The organism is Chromobacterium haemolyticum, assembly GCF_009936155.1.
GTDB classification, from domain to species: domain Bacteria; phylum Pseudomonadota; class Gammaproteobacteria; order Burkholderiales; family Chromobacteriaceae; genus Chromobacterium; species Chromobacterium haemolyticum.
This window is the reverse complement of the sequence record NZ_AP019312.1, coordinates 2,763,375-2,780,972: the sequence shown is the minus strand read 5'-3', so window position 1 is coordinate 2,780,972 and position 17,598 is coordinate 2,763,375. Positions and strand designations below refer to the sequence as shown.

At 62.6% G+C, this 17,598-nt stretch carries 14 protein-coding genes; 6 read left to right on the top strand and 8 right to left on the bottom strand.

Annotation, left to right across the window (positions count from 1 at the left end; genetic code table 11):
- Positions 1 to 7: 7 nt before the first annotated feature.
- The 4 genes from GYH29_RS12670 to GYH29_RS12655 form a co-directional block, all read right to left on the bottom strand.
- Entirely contained in the window at positions 8 to 232 is a 225-nt protein-coding gene (locus tag GYH29_RS12670; protein WP_043590482.1) for a hypothetical protein, read from the bottom strand.
- 13 nt (positions 233 to 245) lie between these two features.
- Complete coding sequence (locus GYH29_RS12665) at positions 246 to 632, bottom strand: hypothetical protein (protein WP_161523854.1); 387 nt, start codon at positions 630 to 632, stop codon at positions 246 to 248.
- A gap of 300 nt (positions 633 to 932) precedes the next feature.
- Positions 933 to 1,313 carry a hypothetical protein gene (locus GYH29_RS12660; RefSeq protein ID WP_161523853.1) on the bottom strand — a complete coding sequence of 127 codons (381 nt, stop codon included), beginning with the start codon at positions 1,311 to 1,313 and terminating at the stop codon, positions 933 to 935.
- Between the two features lie 248 nt (positions 1,314 to 1,561).
- Positions 1,562 to 4,417 (bottom strand): ribonucleoside-diphosphate reductase subunit alpha, encoded by a 2,856-nt coding sequence (locus GYH29_RS12655; RefSeq protein WP_161523852.1) that lies wholly within the window; start codon positions 4,415 to 4,417, stop codon positions 1,562 to 1,564.
- A 541-nt stretch (positions 4,418 to 4,958) separates the two neighbouring features.
- On the opposite strand from GYH29_RS12655, the gene GYH29_RS12650 reads away from it, so the two are divergent.
- A complete protein-coding gene (locus GYH29_RS12650) occupies positions 4,959 to 5,750 on the top strand; it encodes an IS5 family transposase (protein WP_161523851.1) in 792 nt (263 codons plus the stop codon).
- Between the two features lie 156 nt (positions 5,751 to 5,906).
- Here GYH29_RS12650 and pgeF read toward each other — a convergent pair whose 3' ends face one another.
- Both pgeF and rluD read right to left on the bottom strand, forming a co-directional pair.
- The gene (gene pgeF, locus GYH29_RS12645) at positions 5,907 to 6,662 is read right to left on the bottom strand and encodes a peptidoglycan editing factor PgeF (protein ID WP_161523850.1); all 756 of its coding nucleotides are present in this window, start codon (positions 6,660 to 6,662) and stop codon (positions 5,907 to 5,909) included.
- Complete coding sequence (gene rluD / locus GYH29_RS12640) at positions 6,652 to 7,755, bottom strand: 23S rRNA pseudouridine(1911/1915/1917) synthase RluD (RefSeq protein ID WP_019100171.1); 1,104 nt, start codon at positions 7,753 to 7,755, stop codon at positions 6,652 to 6,654. Before rluD ends, pgeF begins: the two co-directional genes overlap by 11 nt.
- Here rluD and GYH29_RS12635 point away from each other — a divergent pair.
- From GYH29_RS12635 to GYH29_RS12625, 3 genes are all read left to right on the top strand, one after another.
- Positions 7,754 to 8,545: an outer membrane protein assembly factor BamD gene (locus GYH29_RS12635; RefSeq protein WP_039753413.1), complete on the top strand. Its 792-nt coding sequence runs from the start codon at positions 7,754 to 7,756 to the stop codon at positions 8,543 to 8,545. The genes rluD and GYH29_RS12635 overlap by 2 nt on opposite strands.
- A 142-nt stretch (positions 8,546 to 8,687) precedes the next feature.
- Positions 8,688 to 10,214, top strand: coding sequence for a hypothetical protein (locus GYH29_RS12630; protein WP_161523849.1), 1,527 nt, complete (start codon positions 8,688 to 8,690; stop codon positions 10,212 to 10,214).
- A gap of 478 nt (positions 10,215 to 10,692) precedes the next feature.
- Positions 10,693 to 11,193: a hypothetical protein gene (locus GYH29_RS12625; RefSeq protein ID WP_157221982.1), complete on the top strand. Its 501-nt coding sequence runs from the start codon at positions 10,693 to 10,695 to the stop codon at positions 11,191 to 11,193.
- A gap of 63 nt (positions 11,194 to 11,256) precedes the next feature.
- Here the strand turns inward: GYH29_RS12625 and GYH29_RS12620 are convergent, their stop codons facing one another.
- Complete coding sequence (locus GYH29_RS12620) at positions 11,257 to 11,595, bottom strand: P-II family nitrogen regulator (RefSeq protein WP_019100167.1); 339 nt, start codon at positions 11,593 to 11,595, stop codon at positions 11,257 to 11,259.
- A 148-nt stretch (positions 11,596 to 11,743) separates the two neighbouring features.
- Between GYH29_RS12620 and purL the strand changes: the two genes are divergently transcribed.
- Entirely contained in the window at positions 11,744 to 15,703 is a 3,960-nt protein-coding gene (gene purL / locus GYH29_RS12615) for a phosphoribosylformylglycinamidine synthase (RefSeq protein WP_161523848.1), read from the top strand.
- 85 nt (positions 15,704 to 15,788) lie between these two features.
- On the opposite strand, the gene GYH29_RS12610 is transcribed toward purL, so the two are convergent.
- Complete coding sequence (locus GYH29_RS12610) at positions 15,789 to 16,709, bottom strand: LysR family transcriptional regulator (RefSeq protein WP_039753440.1); 921 nt, start codon at positions 16,707 to 16,709, stop codon at positions 15,789 to 15,791.
- Positions 16,710 to 16,824: 115 nt separating this feature from the next.
- Between GYH29_RS12610 and GYH29_RS12605 the strand changes: the two genes are divergently transcribed.
- On the top strand, positions 16,825 to 17,589 hold the full coding sequence (locus GYH29_RS12605; protein WP_196783762.1) for a sulfite exporter TauE/SafE family protein: 765 nt from the start codon (positions 16,825 to 16,827) through the stop codon (positions 17,587 to 17,589).
- Positions 17,590 to 17,598 lie beyond the last annotated feature (9 nt).

The window sequence follows — 17,598 nt, the reverse complement described above, 5'->3', positions numbered from 1 at the left end:
TTTGGATTTATTCCGCGTCCGGCGCGGTGATTTGGGGCGGCAGCGGCTGCTTGTCGCCAGCCAGGCTGGGGCTGAGCGGCAGGCTGCTTTTGCGCAGTATTTGTATCTGGCGCGGCGCGGCGGCAAGTGCCGGCACCGGGTCCAGGTCCACGTGCAGGCTGCCTAGTTTTCGGTAGCCTGCGTCTTTGCCATGTTCGCCATGGCGGGCGATACAGAATGCGGTGGCGCTCATGAGCGGCGTCCTTTCAGAAGCGCAGCTGTTGGCTGAGGCGGTGGATTAGCTGGCGTTCGCTGCTTTCCTCCTGCTCCACCTGGCTGCCGCGCGGCTGCCGCAGCTTCAGCAGCTGGCGGTATTGCCGGTTGGCTTGTTCTATGTCTTGCTTGAGCAGCTCTATTTGCTGCTGCAGTTCTTCCGGCTGGCAGTACACCACCAGCGCGTCCGCTTCCACCCAGGCTTTGCGCCACACTTTCTGGCGCGGCAGGCGGCGGGCTTCGTTGAACAGGTCCTTCCATTCGCAGGGCGGGGCCTGGTTCAGCGTCAGGTACATATTGAACAGCACAAACTGCTTGTCGGGGTTGTGGGTTCTTTGTTCGCAAAACCCGCTGATCCGGATATTTTCAAACGCTTGCATCTGACCTCCTGCTGAAGCCTTGCTGGTGGCGGCGGGGCCGTGGGCCTCGTCTTCCTGGAACCCGCTCAACACCCGCCGCGCTTGCTTGCTTGGTCTTGAGCTGTTTCCGTCCGTCCGCATCGCGGGCCGTCCGGCGTTTCCATCCCGAAGCCGCCTGGGGGCAAGCGGCTTGAGGCTGGGCACTATTTAGAGCGGCTAACAAAATTCCTGATGCTGCGTTGCGCCGACTTGCCGTACTCAAGTACTGCCTGCGTCGGCGCGCCTTGCCTCAGCCGTGAAACTGATTTTTGTTAGCTGCTCTTACTGCTGCGGCGCGTCCTGGTACTGAACCAGGCCGTAAATCTTCCACTGGCCGTTCACCCGTTTCAGGTGGTAGCCGGTGCAGTATTCCCAGGCTGGCTGGTCCTGGCGCTGCACAATCCAGCGCACGCGGGCGCTGGCGGCGTCTTCGCCAAAATTCAGCACGCTGTCCAGTTGGTGACTGGCGCTGATGAAGCCCTGGCTGCGGTACCACTCCAGCAAGGCGGTGGTGGTGTCGCGCAGCGATGTCATGTCGTCCCAGCTGCTCAGGTCTCCCTGATGGATGGCGGTGAAGGGCACGGTGAAGTGCGCGGTCACTTGGGGCACGTCCAGCTGGCTGTAGCCCACTGCGTAGCTGTTGAAAAATTCTTCTATATTCATCCGGTTTCCCCTGGTTTTGCATGTGTGCTGCGTCCGCTGCCGTTACGGTCTGGCGCGGTTTGTTGCTGCGTTCCCCATTGGCCAGCCGTCTGGGTGGGCAGGCGGCTGGCCAATGGGTGGGGCGGCCGGATTGTGGGGCCATGTCACAGCCTGCTGCGGGCAGTGGGCTGTGAGATGGAGCCTGGCCGGAGCCAGGCTAGACCAGCCCCGAGGGGCCGGCCGTTCAAGCCAGGATGGCTGCTTCCGCCTTACTGGCAGCTCTCGCAATCCGGGTTGTCGATGCTGCAGAACTTGGCGTCGGTGGCCGGGGTGTTGTCCACCACGGCTTCCGGAGCCGCGGCCGGTTGGCTGTGGCTGTTGGACACCGCGTTCAGTTCGCCGCCGCGGCCGGTGGATTTCTCGGCGCTGGTGGCGGCCAGGGTGCGCAGGTAGTAGGTGGTTTTCAGGCCGCGCAACCAGGCGTGCTTGTACAGCTCGTCCAGTTTCTTGCCGGAAGCGCCCGCCATGTACAGGTTCAGGGACTGAGCCTGGTCGATCCACTTTTGACGGCGGGAGGCCGCTTCCACCAACCAGCGCGGGTCCAGTTCGAAGGCGGTGGCGTAGATGGCTTTCAGTTCGGCCGGCACGCGGTCGATCTGGCCCAGGCTGCCGTCAAAGTATTTGAGGTCGGCCACCATCACTTCGTCCCACAGGCCGGCGGCTTTCAGGTCGCGCACCAGGTATTCGTTGGTGACGGTGAATTCGCCGGACAGGTTGGATTTGACGAACAGGTTCTGGTAGGTCGGTTCGATGCTTGCCGACACGCCGATGATGTTGGCGATGGTGGCGGTGGGTGCGATGGCCAGGCAGTTGCTGTTGCGCATGCCGTGGGTTTTTACGCGTTCACGCAGCGCGTTCCAGTCCATGCGTTCGCTGCGGTCCACTTCCAGGAAGCCGCCTCGTTCGGCCGCCAGCAGGTTGATGCTGTCGTGCGGCAGGATGCCGCGGTCCCACAGGCTGCCCTTGTAGGACGGGTAGCGGCCGCGTTCTTCCGCCAGTTCGGTGGAGGCCCAGTAAGCGTAGTAGGCCACCATTTCCATGGATTCGTCGGCAAATTCCACCGCGGCGTCGGAGCCGTAGGGCACGCGCTTCTGGTGCAGGCAGTCCTGGAAGCCCATGATGCCCATGCCCACCGGACGGTGTTTCAGGTTGGAGTTGCGCGCCTTCTTCACCGGGTAGAAGTTGATGTCGATCACGTTGTCCAGCATGCGCAGGGCGATGCGGATGGTGCGCTGCAGTTTTTCGGAGTCCAGGCTGCCGTCTGCCTTCAGGTGGGCGGACAGGTTGACGGAACCCAGGTTGCAGACCGCGATTTCGTCCTCATTGGTGTTGAGGGTGATCTCGGTGCAAAGGTTGGAGCTGTGCACCACGCCCATGTGCTGCTGCGGGCTGCGGATGTTGCACGGGTCCTTGAAGGTCATCCAAGGGTGGCCGGTTTCAAACAGCATGGTCAGCATTTTGCGCCACAGGGACAGCGCCGGGATGCGCTTGTACACCTTGAGCTCGCCGCGCTCGCCCATGGCTTCGTATTCCTTGTAGCGCTTCTCGAAGGCCGCGCCGTACAGGTCGTGCAGGTCCGGGGCTTCGGACGGGGACAGCAGGGTCCAGTCCGCGCCTTCCATCACGCGCTTCATGAACAAGTCCGGAATCCAGTTGGCGGTGTTCATGTCGTGGGTGCGGCGGCGGTCGTCGCCGGTGTTCTTGCGCAGCTCCAGGAATTCTTCAATGTCCGCGTGCCAGGTTTCCAGGTAGGCGCAGACGGCGCCTTTGCGTTTGCCGCCCTGGTTCACCGCCACGGCGGTGTCGTTGACCACTTTCAGGAACGGCACCACGCCCTGGGATTTGCCGTTGGTGCCCTTGATGTGGGAGCCCATGGCGCGCACGGAGGTCCAGTCATTGCCCAGGCCGCCGGCAAACTTGGACAGCAGGGCGTTTTCCTTGATGCCTTCGTAGATGCCGTCCAGGTCGTCGGCAATGGTGGTGAGGTAGCAGCTGGACAGCTGGCTGCGACGGGTGCCGGAGTTGAACAGGGTGGGGGTGGACGACATGAAGTCGAAGCTGGAGAGCACGTTGTAGAACTCGATGGCGCGCTCTTCGCGGTTCACTTCGTTCAGCGCCAGGCCCATGGCCACGCGCATGTAGAAGGCCTGCGGCATTTCGATGCGGGTGCCGTCCACGTGCAGGAAGTAGCGGTCAAACAGGGTTTGCAGGCCCAGGTAGCCAAACTTCAGGTCGCGGTTGGCGTCCAGCGCGGCGCCCATTTTTTTCAGGTCGTATTCGCCCAGTTTTTCATCCAGCAGTTCGGCGTCGATGCCTTTCTTGATGAAGGTGGGGAAGTACAGCGCGTACTGCTTGGCCATTTCTTCCTGGCTGACGGCTTCGCCCAGGATTTCCAGGCGGATGTTGTTCAGCAGCAGGCGGGCGGTCACGTAATCGTAAGCCGGGTCCTGCTCAATCATGGAGCGGGCGGCCAGGATGGCGGATTTGTTGACTTCGTCTTCGCTGACGCCGTCGTAAATATTCTTCAGGGTTTCGCTGAGGATGGCGTCGATGTCGATGCCGGCCAGGTTTTGGCTGGCGGATTCGATGGTGGCGCGCAGGCGGGCCACGTCCAGCGGCAGCTTGCGGCCGTCCTTGCGCACCACGTTGATCTGCACCTGGGTCAGGGCTTCGCCGCGGGCGGCGCGCTCTTGGGAGCGCTGTTCGCGGTACAGCACGTAGGCGCGGGCTACATCATGCTCGCCAAAGCGCATCAGAGACAGTTCCACCTGGTCCTGGATGTCTTCGATGTGGATGGCTCCACCTTCCGGCTTGCGGCGCATCAGGGCGCTGGCCACTTGTTCGCTCAGTTGGGCGACTTTTTCGCGCAGGCTGGCGGAGGTGGCGCCCTGGTGGCCCATGACGGCCAGGAAGGCTTTGGTCATGGCGATGGAGATCTTGACGGGTTCGAACGGCACCACCGCACCGTTGCGACGGATGGTTTTGTACTGGCTGAAATCGGCCTTGGGCGCGGCTGCGCGGCCGAGTTCTGCGGCGGTCTGCCCTTCAAAGGTGGTCAATTGCATGTAGCCCTCGATAAGGTGGGTGGTTGCGTCCTTCCGTTACTGCGTTTCCCGAGGGGCAGGCCGGCTGTGGACAAATCTGTTGAAAAGCTGTGCGCGAGCTGTGGGTAAACACAATATGTATTGTTTGTAGCTCGCGGAACACCCAAATTCTAGTGTTGAGTATGGGGCAGTACAAGTCTTGACAGCGGAAGATTTAATGGCTGTTTTGGAGGGGATTGTGGGCGAAAGCCCGTGGTTGCTGGCTTTGCGGGGCCTGAGATTTTTTTTGGCCGGCCAACACATTTCATTCTGTAGGCAGGAAACCTTGCTGAAACAAGCCGCAGCGGGGTGGGCGGTGCGGGCCACTAGATGTTGTGGATTTGCATCAGGGCGCGGGCAGTGCTGAGTTGGGGGAAAGTGGTGCGTGATTGGTGTGTTGGGTTTTTGGCCTGTCCGACCGCGCGGTCAATCAAAAGCCCCGCGCGCGGCGGGGCCTTGGGGCGGATGTCTTAGAACCTGTTCAAAGTCTCTGAGTAGTAGCGTAGTGTGAGAAAATCCAGAGGTGAGAAAAAGCTACCCAAGTGATATCAGTCGCGAACAATTTGAAGTGATCAGACCACTTCTGGAAAGTGCGCGTAAAAGAACAAGCCCCCGTCGAGTGGACTTGTATGAAGTATTTTGTGCCGTGCTGTACCTGCTCCGAAGCGGCTGCCAATGGCGAATGCTTCCTGAAGCGTTTCCCAAATGGCGTACCGTCCATTCGTACTTCACCATGTGGAGTGAGCCGCGTGAAGGGGGCAGCCTGCTGGAGCAGGCGCTAAAAAATCAGGTTGGCGCGGCCCGAGAGAAACTGGGGCGGAGCGCTTGCAGCAGGTTCTTGATCGTGGACGCGCAGAGCGTGAAGAACACTGATACCGCAGGATTAAAAGGCTACGACGCAGGTAAGAAGGTCTCGGGTATCAAGCGCCATATTGTGGTGGACACGCAGGGCCTGCCACATGCGGTGGCGGTCACCACTGCGGAGGTTACAGACCGCAAAGGGGCGCTACAGGCGCTACGGCAATGTAAATCCAGATTGATTGGGGCTCAGAGCCTGCTGGCGGATAGTGGCTATGTTGGCAAACCCTTTGCTCAAGGCGTGAGCGAGATTCTGGGGGCGGACGTGACGGTGCAGATTGCCAAACGGAGCGAGCTGCACACCTTCAAGGTGATGCCCAAACGCTGGGTTGTTGAGCGCAGCTTCGCTTGGTTGGAAAAGAGCAGAAGGCTGTGGAAGAACTGCGAGCGGAAACTCAATACCAGCTTGCAGTTCATCCATCTGGCCTTCTTGGGGCTCTTACTCAAAAGACTTTGAACAGGTTCTTAGAGCCTGTTCAAAATCTCGCGAGCTAAGACGAGACAAGGCGTTGCGGCTGAGAAAGCGGAATGTACGTGTGGTACATGAGTATTTCGAAGCCGGCACTCATCGCACAATCGCTCTACCGACGCGCAGCAGATCGTAAACAGATTCTTACTCCAGCCAGATCAGGCTGGCCATGCGGCCGGTCTGGCCGTCGCGGCGGTAGGAGAAGAAGCGCGCGCGGTCTATCACCGTGCATTCTTCGCCGCCGTAGATCTGTTCCACGCCGGCGGCGTTCAGGCGCTGGCGCGCCAGCGCGTAGATGTCGGCCAGGTATTTGTCGTCGCCAATGTCGCTGAAGGCGGCCGCGGCTGCCGGGTTGCGTTCCATGAAGGCGGCGCGCACTTCCGCGCCCACTTCAAAGGCGTCTGGGCCGATGGCGGGGCCCAGCCAGGCCATCAGCCGCGCCGGGCGCTCGTTGCAGGCGGCCACGGCGGCTTCTATTACGCCGTCGCACAGCCCGCGCCAGCCGGCGTGGGCGGCGGCCACTACGGTGCCTTCGCTATTGCACAGCAAGAGCGGCAGGCAGTCCGCGGTCATGATTGCGCACACCGTGCCGGGCTGGCGGCTGAAGCTGGCGTCGGCGTCCGGGGGCTGGGCGCCCACCTCGGCCGCGTTCAGCACCGTCACGCCGTGCACCTGATTCAGCCAAGCCGGTTCCGCCGGCAGTTGTTGGCGCAGCAGCGCGCGGTTGGCGGCCACGGCGGCCGGGTCGTCGCCCACGTGCAGGCCCAAGTTCAGGCTGTGAAAGGGCGCGGCGCTGACGCCGCCGTTGCGGGTGGTGATCAGGGTGCGCACATTGGGCGGCGCGGGCCAGTCGGCCTCCAGCCAGTCCGGCGCTTGCTCGGCGGACAGCTCAGCGGACATAGATCACCTCCACGTCGCCGTCGTCTTCGTCGTCTTCTTCGTCCCAGTCCTCGTCTTCCGCCTCGTCCAGCAACTGCGGCAGCGGCGCGTCGTCGGCGGCGTCGCCGTCGCCGCGCAGCACGTCCAGCAGGTGGCGCAGGTCTTCCGGCAGCGGCGCTTTCCAGTTGCGCTCCTCGCCGCTGGCCGGGTGCACCAGGGTCAGGGAGTAAGCGTGCAGCGCCTGGCGGCCCAGCGACTTGACCACGGCGGCGATGTCTTCGTCCATCTTGTGGCGCAGGTTGCCGTAGATGGGGTCGCCGGCCAGCGGGTGGTTGGCTTCGCGCATATGCACGCGGATCTGGTGGGTGCGGCCGGTTTCCAGCTTGCACTCGATATAGGAGTGGCTGGCGAAGCGCTCCAGCACCCGCACATGGGTGATGGCCTGTTTGCCGCCAAATTTCAGCACCGCCATTTTCAGGCGGTTGTGCGGGTCGCGGCCCATCTGGGTTTCGATGGTGCCGTCAAACGGCACGTTGCCGTCGGCGATGGCGCGGTAGATGCGCTTGACGGTGCGCGCCTGCAACTGGCGCACCAGTTCGGTCTGGGCCGGCAGCGTCTTGGCCACCACCATCAGGCCGCTCGTGTCCTTGTCCAGCCGGTGCACAATGCCGGCGCGCGGCACTTGGGCCAGCGCCGGGCAGTGGTGCAGCAGGCCGTTGAGCAGGGTGCCGCTCCAGTTGCCGGAGGCGGGGTGCACTACCAGGCCGGCCGGCTTGTTGATCACCAGGATGTGGTCGTCTTCAAAAATGATGGGCAAGTCCATGGCTTCCGGCTGGAAGGCCATCTCCTCGTTGCTGCGCATCAGGGTGACGTCCAGCTTCTCGCCCCCCAGCACCTTGGTCTTGGGCGCGGCGGTTTTTCCGTCCAGCAGCACGTGGCCATCTTTGATCCATTGCGTAAGACGGCTGCGCGAGTATTCCGGCATCAATTTCGCCAGCGCGGCGTCCAGCCGTTCGCCGCCCAGCGACAGCGGAACATCAAGTTGTTGTGTAGCGGATATCTCGTTTTCCGAGATGTCGCTATAATCGTCCGGGTCAAAGTAAGGATCAGTCATGAAAAGATACGTTGTCGCTGCAATGTTGGTGATGGGGCTTGCCGGTTGTGCAACCACGGAAACCTACGATGAGACTCGCGGCTGGACCGTGGAAAAGCTGTATTCGGAAGCGCATGATGAGTTGAACAGCGGCAATTATACCCGCGCTGTCAAGCTCTACGAAACGCTGGAAGCGCGTTTCCCTTACGGGCGTTACGCCCAGCAGGCGCAGATGGACCTGGCTTATACCCATTACAAGGATAACGAGCCGGAGCAGGCCATCGCCGCCGCGGACCGTTTCATCAAGCTTCATCCCACCCATCCAAACCTGGACTACCTCTATTATCTGAAAGGCTTGGTGTTTTACAACGATGATTCCGGCTTGCTGGCCAAATGGGCCGGCCAGGACATGAGCGAGCGCGATCCGCGCGCCGCGCGCGAGGCCTTCACCGCCTTCCGCGAGCTGGTGACGCGCTTCCCCAACAGCATTTACAAGGAAGACGCCTCCAAGAAGATGGAGCGGCTGCTGGATGCGCTGGGCGGCAACGAGATGCACGTGGCCCGCTATTACATGAAGCGCGGCGCTTACCTGGCCGCGGCCAACCGCGCTCAGGGCGTGGTGAAGAGCTATGCCAACACCAAGTATCCGGAAGAGGCGCTTGGCATCATGGTGGCGGCTTACGACAAGCTGTCCATGCCGCAACTGCGCGACGACGCCAAGCGCGTGCTGGCGCTGAACTACCCCAATAGCGAATACCTGAAAGAAGGCTGGTCCATTGAGGACATGCCGTGGTGGAAGCTGTGGAAGTAAGCTGGCCTTGAATGATTTGAAAGCCCCCGGAATCCGGGGGCTTTTTGTTTGATGCCGGGCAAGTTGCGCGGGGTCATGGTTTGAGGGTGATGCTTTTGGGATGGTAAGATCTCATCCTTTAAGCTGATAATCATAATTAGTCATGTCCAAAACCTTCGCTTCCCTGTTGATGTTGGCCGCCTTGTGCGCGCCGGTTGCCGCCGCCACAAAGCCAGGCGTCGTCCTACTGAAAGAGCGTTACCCGGAAAAGCTGTCCTACGACGGCTCGGCGCAACTACTGAGCGCTGGCGACGGCGAACTGAACGATTCCGTCATGGGCTTGATTGATGCGCTCAAGCTGCGTTTCCCTTGGCATGAGCTGTGGGCGTTGCGTTCGGCCAACGGCTTGACCTTGCGTCAGGGGCGAACAGAGGCGGCCTTGCCTTTGCCCAAGGGCAGTTATTTCACCACCAGCTATGTGGCGATGTCGCGAGACGGCCTGACCTTGGCTTTTGGAACCGGCCGGGACGGCAAACTGGAGGCTGTGCGCTGGCGGCGCGGCGGCGCGCTGGAGACGCTGGTGCCTGAGGGCCAAGCCTGGTTGTCCGGCGTCACCGGCATCAGCGCCGACGGCCGCACGGTGATTGGCTGGCTGCTGAGCGACGAAAAGGCCATGCTGCGCGGCTTCCAATGGGTGGAGGGCAAGGGGTTCAGCTTGTTGCCGGAACCCATGAGCCTGCCGCTGGCGCTGAGCGCGGATGGGGCGGTAACGGCCGGTCTTGCCTTGCGCGGCAATCTGGACATGCTGAGTCGGATGCGGCGGATGCAAGATTTCATGAATGAAAGCCCGCTAATGAGCGAGGGCGAGGTGACCAAGTTGCGAGTTTCCGGCGTCCATCCGGGGAGCGGGGATGTGGCTGGCTCCTTCAAGCATGCCGACACCGGCGTTTGGTACGGCTTTGTCTGGAATCCGGACGAGGGCAAGCCAAGCCGGCGCGAGCCCTTGCCGTGGCTGACCGAGACGGAAGGCAAGGCGACTGGCGCGCAACGCGACGCGCAAGTGCTGGCCTGGGCCGGCATGAGCGACGAGGATGGCAATATCTTCATGGAAAGCGACGCCGTGCGTTGGCGTGCGGGCGAGGGCGTCAGCGTGATCCGCGCCAAGTCCGTGTTGGAAGGCTTGTCCGCGGATGGGCGCACGGTTTTTGTGTCCTTTAACCGGGAAAGCGACCATAGCCGCGCCTTCGTGCAAATCTCGCCGGAGGGCGAGGTGGATCTGGAGGCGGTGGTGCGTGCGGAAACCCGCAAGGAGAGCCTGGAGATGTTCTTGCGCTCGGTCTCCGAGGATGGCCGCTACTTATGGCTGAACTCGTTCACGGCAGACGGGACGTTCCCGCTGCGCTTGGAAAACGGCAAGCTGGCGCCGTTCTCGCCGGTGATGGGCGATCTGACGTTGACCGCTTTTAGTCAGGACGGCCGCGTGTTGGCGGGCACCTCCACCCAGCCGGAGCAGGGCGGCTACGCCACTTTGCGCTGGCGTTTTGGCGCGCCGAAGACGCAGCGTCTGTTCTGCCCGGGCGAGGCGAGGAGCAGCAGCCATATCGTCATGTCCGGCGACGGCAAGGTGGTGGCGGCGGGCCAGGAGAAGCACGGCAAGGTGCATACTTGTCTGTTCGGGCCTTTGGATTAAGACCCTGTTCAAGAGCTGCTACGCTTCGGCGGCCCACGCCGCCTTGACTCCCGAATATGTCATGCCACAATCGCCTCGCGTCGCAGCAATCGCGACGCTCGGGATTGGCGTCTCGATAAGAAGAGTTAGGGACGTGCTTCGCCGCATGTCCGATTGCCGTTATTACGTCAGATCCGGGCGGGCGATGGCAAGGGCACCTTCACGGGTGCGCCGGTGTTTGGGCTTCTTCCCCGGTAGGCCAACCTTGTCATGTGCCCGCCTTGCCGTTTTTTGCTGCTTGGCGGTACTGGCCAGGGCGTGTGCTGCCGGGTCCGCGCCGCCTTGACTCCCGGATTCTTCATGTCACAATAGCCCCGCGCCGCAGCAATCGCGGCGCTCGGGTCTGGCCTCCTGAAATAGGGATTCAGTGGACATGCACCGTTGCATGTCCCCGCCTTGCCGCTTTCGCGGCTTGGCGTTACTTGCTCAGGAGGCTGTAATGACGAAGTCTGCTCGCAATAAAGCCAAACCCCTCGCACCCAAGGCATCCGGCGTGCGCCAGACCATCGATTCCCCGCAACAGCCGGCTTTGCCGCGCTCGCGTTATCGCTTCATCGCGCTGGTCACCAAGGAAATCCGCCTGCCCTTTGTCCGCTACATTCCGGGGCGCAATCATCCGCATTACTGGCAACCGGAGGAGACCCAGGATTACGAGGAAGCCTGCTTCCTGGGCCGCCAGTACGCCGCGCATCTGGCTCAACTGCTGAAAAACAACCAGTTGCACATCGGGCGCGGTTTATTACACCGCATTGCGCGCGACATCGATTACAGCGACCGCAGCCATCGCCGCGGCTTGCAACTGGGCTTTTTCAATTATCTGGAAGTGCTGCTGGGCCTGGCCGGGCGGCGGTTGAACCTGTACCGCCACGTGGAGGCGGTGCATCAGTTGCACCGTAGCCTGGGCGTGTTGGCGTGGTTGGAGCGCAAGCGCAAACGCTGACACCGGCTGGAATGACAACGCCCCGCGAAAGCGGGGCGTTTGCGAGGCGCTTGTCGTTTGGACTCAGATCGCCTGTTCGTTGGTTTCGCCGGTGCGGATGCGCACCACTTGCTCCACCGGGGTGACGAAGATCTTGCCGTCGCCGATCTTGCCGGTGCGGGCGGTGGCGACGATGGTTTCGATGGCGCGTTCCACCAGGTCGTCCGGCAGAATCACTTCCACTTTCACCTTGGGTAAAAAGTCCACCACGTATTCGGCGCCGCGGTAGAGCTCGGTATGGCCCTTCTGGCGGCCAAAGCCCTTGACCTCGGTGACGGTCAGGCCGTTGATGCCCAGCTCGGACAGGGCCTCGCGCACCTCGTCCAGTTTGAACGGCTTGATCACGGCTTCAACCTTTTTCATGCTGGAAGCTCCTTGCTGATGAGATGAAATGCTGTCTAAATGCGGATTATTTTATTAAGCGGCGGGCATCCGGGCAATTAGCCGCTTAAAACAAACAGTGAATTGCTGTATTATGACGCGCTTTCCTGATACTTGTCGCGGGTGTCTAATGTCTTACCTTACCAAGCTCCGTGGCGGCGTTGCGCTGTCGCCGTTCCGTCTTGAAAAACTGCTTGCCGCAGCCGCCGAAGCCGGGCTGTCGGATCTCAGCATCAGTGCCGAATTCTGGCATTTCGCCGAAAGCGAAACCGAACTGACGTTGGAAGAGCAGGCCACCTTGGGCAAGTTGCTGAGCTACGGCGAAGCGCCGTTGGCCGGCCAGCCGGATGGCGAACTGTTTCTGGTGACGCCGCGATTGGGCACTTTGTCGCCCTGGGCTTCCAAGGCCACCGATATCGCCCAGCACTGCGGGCTGGGAGGGATTCTCCGCATCGAACGCGGCACCGCCTTCTGGGTTAAGTCCGCAAAACAATCTTTAAATGAAGAGGCTCGTCATATTTTGACGGGCCTCTTGCACGATAGGATGACGGAAACGGTGCTGCCGTCGCTGGACGACGCCGCGCGTTTGTTTGTTCATCAAGATCCGCAGCCGATGACGTCGGTGGACATCCTCGCCGGCGGCCGCGCGGCCCTGGAGGCGGCTAACGCCGATCTGGGCCTGGCCCTGTCCGAGGACGAGGTGGATTACCTGGTGGAAAATTTCACCAAGATGCGGCGCAATCCCACCGATGTGGAGTTGATGATGTTTGCGCAGGCCAACTCCGAGCACTGCCGCCACAAGATCTTCAACGCCAAATTCATCATCGACGGCGAGGAGCAGGAAAAGTCGCTGTTCCGCATGATCCGGGACACCCACGACGCCAATCCGCAAGGCACGCTGGTGGCGTACAAGGACAACGCCTCGGTGATCGAAGGCGCTTTCATCGAGCGCTTCTACCCGCAGCCGGAAGGCCACGCTTACGCTTACCACAGCGAACCCACCGATATTCTGATGAAGGTGGAGACGCACAACCACCCGACGGCGATTTCGCCGTTCGCCGGCGCATCCACCGGCAACGGCGGCGAGATCCGCGACGAGGGCGCCACCGGCCGCGGCTCGCGTCCCAAGGCCGGCATGACCGGCTTCACCGTGTCCAACCTGAACATTCCGGGCTTTGTGCAGCCGTGGGAGCGTTACAGCGACGCGGCGGCGCAGTACGGCAAGCCGGAGCGCATCGCCTCCGCCTTGCAGATCATGCTGGAAGGCCCGATCGGCGGCGCGGCGTTTAACAATGAATTCGGCCGCCCCAATCTGACCGGCTATTTCCGCACCTTCGAAGAAGAGGTGGAAGGCGAGATGCGCGGCTATCACAAGCCGATCATGATCGCCGGCGGCCTGGGCAACATCCAGCAGCAGCAAATTCACAAGAACGAGATTCCGGAAGGCGCGCTGCTGATTCAGCTGGGCGGCCCCAGCTTGCTGATCGGCCTGGGCGGCGGCGCGGCTTCGTCCATGGACACTGGCGCCAACAGCGCGGACCTGGACTTTGACTCCGTGCAGCGCGGCAACCCGGAAATCGAACGTCGCTGCCAGGAAGTGATCGACCGCTGCTGGCAGATGGGCGAGGCCAACCCCATCGTGTCCATTCACGATGTGGGCGCCGGCGGCCTGTCCAACGCCTTCCCGGAGCTGGTGAACGACGCCGGCCGCGGCGCCGTCTTCCATTTGCGCAAAGTGCATCTGGAAGAAAAGGGCATGACGCCGATGCAGATCTGGTCCAACGAGTCGCAGGAGCGCTATGTGATGGCGGTGCTGCCGCAGGACCTGGAGCGCTTCAGCGCGCTGTGCGAACGCGAGCGTTGCCCGTTCGCGGTGCTGGGCGTGGCCACCGACGACGGCCATCTGCAAGTACGCGACGACCACTTCGACAACAATCCGGTGGACATGCCGCTGGAGGTGTTGCTGGGCAAGCCGCCGCGCATGACCCGCGACGTGACCACCCGCGAGCGCGATTTGAGCATTTTCGACGCTTCTCGCTTTGAACTGAAGGAAACCGCGTTGCGCGTGCTGCGCAACCCGACGGTGGCGGACAAGTCCTTCCTGATCACCATCGGCGACCGCACCGTGGGCGGCATGACCGCGCGGGATCAAATGGTGGGGCGCTGGCAGGTGCCGGTGGCGGACGTGGCCGTCACCACCATGGGTTTCAACACCTATCGCGGCGAAGCGATGGCAATGGGCGAACGCACGCCCACCGCGCTGTTCGATGCGCCGGCCTCCGGCCGCATGGCGATAGGCGAGGCGCTGACCAATATCGCCGCCTCTTTTGTGGGCCACCTGGGCAACGTCAAGCTGTCCGCCAACTGGATGGCCGCCGCAGGCCACCCGGGCGAGGAAGCGCGCCTGTACCGCACGGTGGACGCGGTGTCCAAGCTGAGCCAGGACCTGGGCATCAGCATCCCGGTGGGCAAGGATTCCTTGTCGATGAAGACGGTGTGGGAAGAGGCCGGCGAGAAGAAAGCCGTGACCGCGCCGCTGTCGCTGATCATTTCCGCTTTCTCCCCGGTGGAAGACGTGCGCAAAACCGCCACGCCGGAGCTGAAAGAGGACAAAGACACCGATCTGATCCTGATCGACCTGGGCTACGGCCGCTGCCGTCTGGGCGGTTCCATCTACGGCCAGGTGTGGAAGGCGATGGAAGGCAAGGCGCCGGACGTGGAGAGCCCGCACCAGTTGGCGGCCTTCTTCAACACCGTGCAGACGCTGTTGCGCGACGATATGTTGCTGGCCTACCACGACCGTTCCGACGGCGGCCTGTTCGTGACCTTGTCGGAAATGATGTTCGCCGGCCATATCGGCGTCACCATCGATCTGCAGGAACTCGTGATCGAGCGCAAGAACACCCAGCGCATCATCGACGACTTCGTTCAGCCCACTCAGGAAGCCGCCACCCATGGCCGCCTGATGCGGGTGCTGTTCAATGAAGAGCTGGGCGCGGTGTTGCAGGTGAAGAAATCCGACACGCCGGAAGTGATTTCGCGCTTCATGAAGGCCGGCATCGGCCGCGAGCTGTTTGTGATCGGCCGCGTGAACAACAAGGACCGCCTGGTGATCAAGCACCGCGGCGTGGAGTTGTTCAACGAGAGCCGTTCCGATCTGCATCGCGAATGGTCCGAGACCAGCGCCCGCATGCAGCGCCTGCGCGACAATCCGGCGTGCGCCGACAGCGAGCATCTGCTGCGCTCCAGCCCGAAAGCGCCGGGCCTGAGCGCCAAGCTGAGCTTCGACGTGCACGCCGATCCGGCGGCGCCTTTCATCGCCAGCGGCGCGCGTCCGCGCCTGGCGGTGCTGCGCGAGCAGGGCGTCAACGGTCAGTTGGAGATGGCGGCGGCTTTCGACCGAGCCGGTTTCGACACCGTGGACGTGCACATGAGCGACATCATCAGCGGTCGCGTGTCGCTGGCGGACTTCAAGGGCTTGGCCGCCTGCGGCGGCTTCAGCTACGGCGACGTGCTGGGCGCCGGCGAGGGTTGGGCCAAGAGCATTCTGTTCAATCCGCGCGCCCGCGAGCAGTTCGAGGCCTTCTTCGGCCGCGGCGACACTTTCGCGCTGGGCGTGTGCAACGGCTGCCAGATGATGTCCAATCTGTCGTCCATCATTCCGGGCGCGGAGCACTGGCCGAAGTTCCATCGCAACGCTTCCGAGCAGTTCGAGGCGCGCTTCGCCATGGTGGAAGTGACGGCTTCGCCGTCCATCTTCTTGTCCGACATGGCGGGTAGTCAGCTGCCGGTGGTGGTCAGCCACGGCGAAGGCCGCGCGGTATTCGCGCCTGGCGCGCAGGAGCAGGCGCTGACGGCGTTGCGCTACGTCGATTTTGACGGCCGCGCCACTCAAACTTATCCGCTGAACCCCAACGGTTCGCCGGCCGGCATTACCGGGGTGACCACGGCCGATGGCCGCTTCACCATCATGATGCCGCATCCGGAGCGGGTGTTCCGCACGGTGCAGAACAGCTGGCATCCGGCGGACTGGGGCGAGAACGGCGGCTGGTATCGGATGTTCGCCACCGCTCGCCGCTGGGTGGGCTGAGCGGCAAGCTCACGGCGGGCCGTTTGTCCGGCCCCGCCTGGCGTTATATGCGAACGGAAGCTTTGGCTTCCGTTTTTTTATGGTTTCAGCGCGCCTTAAGCCCGTGGCCGGCGTCGCGGGCGGCCGCGCGCACGGCTTCCAGCAGCAGCCGGGCTTTGCGCGGGATGCGGCGGTTGGCGAAGACGGCGTGCATTTGCGGGTTGTCGCCGTGGCTGGAGACGATGCGGTAGTCCGGGCACAGCCGCAGTAGTTGGCCGGAGCGGACCAGCGGCTCGGCCAGCCAGTCTCCCAGGCGGGCGACGCCCAGGCCGGCCAGCACGGCGTTGAGCACGGCGCTGCCGGAGCTGACGCGGTGCCAGGGCGTGAGATTGAGGCTGAGCTGATGGCCGGCGGAGATAAAGTTCCAGGCTTTCAGCACGCGCGGCGCGGAGTGGATCACCACCCGGTGTTCCGGCAATTGTTCCGGCGTTTGCGGAGCGCCATGGCGGGCGACATAGTCCGGGCTGGCGTAGAGGTGGCGCTGATAATCCCACAGCGGGTAGCCGATCAGCTCGCTGGAGGCGGGGAAGGCGCCGCGGATGCTGAAGTCCAGCTTTTCGCGGATCGGGTCCAAGATGGTGTCGCTGTACAGCACGTCGAAGCGCAGTTCCGGGTTGGCGTCGGCCATGCGCGCCAGCACCGGCGGCAGCAGCGCGTGGCTCATCGCCTCCGGCGCGGAAAAACGCAGCAGGCCGCGCGGGGCCTCGCTCAAGGCGGCCAGCTCGTCTTCGGCTTCTTCCTGCAGGTCCAGCATCTTGCGCGCGGAGACGTAATAGCTTTCGCCGGCCAGGGTCAGGTTGACCTGTTTTTGCGAGCGCGCCAGCAAGCTGCCGCCCAGCGCTTCTTCCAGCGCCTGTACCGCGCGGGTGACGCTGCTGGGCGAGGTGCCCAGCTGGCGCGCGGCGGCGACAAAGCTTTTTCTTTCCACCACCGCGCAGAATACGCGCAATTCCCACAGCGATTTCATCCCCACCTCAGTCATCTTTATTGCGATTTTCGCAATACGGTATTGCAAGCACGGGCCGCTGGCAAGGCATAGAATCTTGTCCTAACTGTAAGCGGCACGGAGCCGGGAGAAGTGAATGCTGTTGACCTTGAGTTTTCTGTGTGTGATTTCCTTTGCCGCCGGCCTGGTGGACGCGGCGGTGGGCGGCGGCGGGCTGATCCAGATTCCGGCCTTGTTCAGCGCCTTGCCCAATCTGGCGCCGGCCACGGTGTTCGGCACCAATAAGCTGGCCGCGGCGATGGGCACGCTGTCCGCCGCGCGCTCTTATCTGAAGCGGGTCCGGGTGCCGTGGCGCTTGGTGCTGCCGGCGGCGGCGGCGGCCTTCTTCATGTCCATCGCGGGCGCGGCCACAGTCAGCTTGATCGACAAGGCGGTGTTGCGGCCCATGGTGCTGGCGCTGCTGGTGGTGATGGCGGTGTACACCTTGTGGAAGAAGGATTTCGGTTCCCTGCACAAACCGGTGGCGATAGGGCGGCGCGAGATGGCGATAGGCATGGCCATCGGCGGCGCGATCGGTTTTTACGATGGCCTGTTCGGCCCCGGCACCGGCAGCTTCCTGATGTTTCTGTTTATCCGCTTCTTTGCCTTCGACTTTCTGCACGCTTCGGCATCGGCCAAGGTGGTGAACCTGACCACCAACTGCGCGGCGCTGCTGTTCTTCATTCCCGCCGGCCATGTGTTGTTCCAGTACGCGCTGCCGATGGCGGCCTGCAATATGGCCGGCGCGATGGTCGGGAGCTGGGTGGCGATGAAGAAAGGCACGGGCTTTGTGCGGGTGTTGTTCCTGTTGCTGACCAGTACGCTCATCCTCAAGCTGGGCTGGGACATCTTCCACGGTTGATCCGCTGGG